At 66.7% G+C, this 975-nt stretch carries 1 protein-coding gene and 2 pseudogenes; 2 read left to right on the plus strand and 1 reads right to left on the minus strand.

The window, feature by feature from the left end:
* Window positions 1–75 (minus strand): LysR family transcriptional regulator (locus OR16_RS42515; RefSeq protein WP_006165141.1); only part of this gene is annotated, 75 nt, incomplete at its 3' end.
* A 188-nt stretch (window positions 76–263) separates the two neighbouring features.
* Here OR16_RS42515 and OR16_RS42520 point away from each other — a divergent pair.
* Both OR16_RS42520 and OR16_RS42525 read left to right on the plus strand, forming a co-directional pair.
* Window positions 264–679: pseudogene (locus OR16_RS42520) on the plus strand ((2Fe-2S)-binding protein).
* A pseudogene (locus OR16_RS42525) lies at window positions 676–975 on the plus strand (hypothetical protein); the annotation flags it as partial. The pseudogenes OR16_RS42520 and OR16_RS42525, both read left to right, overlap by 4 nt.

A 975-nucleotide genomic window follows, 5' to 3' on the forward strand; every position in this document is an offset into this window, starting at 1 on the left:
CAGGCGCTCGGCGGCACGGCTGAAATTGCCTTCTTCGGCAACGGCGATGAAATAGCGGAGTTGGCGGATATCCATATGATTTTCGTATGGAAAAGATTCTCAAATCATATTTCACATATGGATTTGGCGCAGCTAGTCTTTGCCTCAAGACGGCCCGCCGGGCCCCCCAGGACACCCACAGACGGCGGAGCAAGGAGAACAAATGACCCCCATCAAAGTCAACGGCGCCTTGCGCGCCGTGCAAGCCCCCCGGCGATACGCCCCTGTTGTGGGTGCTGCGCGACGAGCTCGATCTCACCGGCACCAAGTACGGCTGCGGCATGGGCTTGTGCGGCGCCTGCACGGTACATGTGGAGGGCTCCCCGGTGCGGGCCTGCCAGACGCCGGTATCCGCCGTGGCCGGCAAGCGGGTCACCACCATCGAAGGCCTGGGCCAGCCCGATGCGCTGCACGCGGTGCAGAAAGCCTGGCAAGCCGAGGACGTTGCCGCAATGCGGCTACTGCCAGTCGGGCCAGCTGATGTCGGCCGCCGCGCTGCTGGCCGGCAAGCGCAACCCCACAGACAGCGATATCGACACCGCCATGGCCGGCAAACATCTGCCGCTGCGGCACCTACGACCGCATCCGCCGCGCCATCCATCGCGCGGCCGCCGAACTGCGCGGAGGCCAGGCAGCATGACGCGCGAGCTCAACCTCATCGATGCCATCGGGCGCCGCCGCTTCCTGCAAGCCGGCGCCGCGCTCGCCGGCGGCTTGCTGCTGGAGATCGGCAGCGGCGGGCAGCTTATCCGCAACGCAGCCGCCGCGCCCATCACCGACAGCGCGGCCGGCAACTTCGCCCCCAATGCCTGGGTGCGCATCACCCCCGACAACCGCGTGCTGCTGGTGGTCCACAAGTACGACAGCGGCACCGGCGTGAAGAACGCGCTCGGCTTGATGCTGGCCGAGGAACTGGATGCCGATTGGGCCACCGTG

Source organism: Cupriavidus basilensis OR16 (assembly GCF_000243095.1).
In the GTDB taxonomy this organism is placed as follows: Bacteria; Pseudomonadota; Gammaproteobacteria; order Burkholderiales; family Burkholderiaceae; genus Cupriavidus; species Cupriavidus basilensis_D.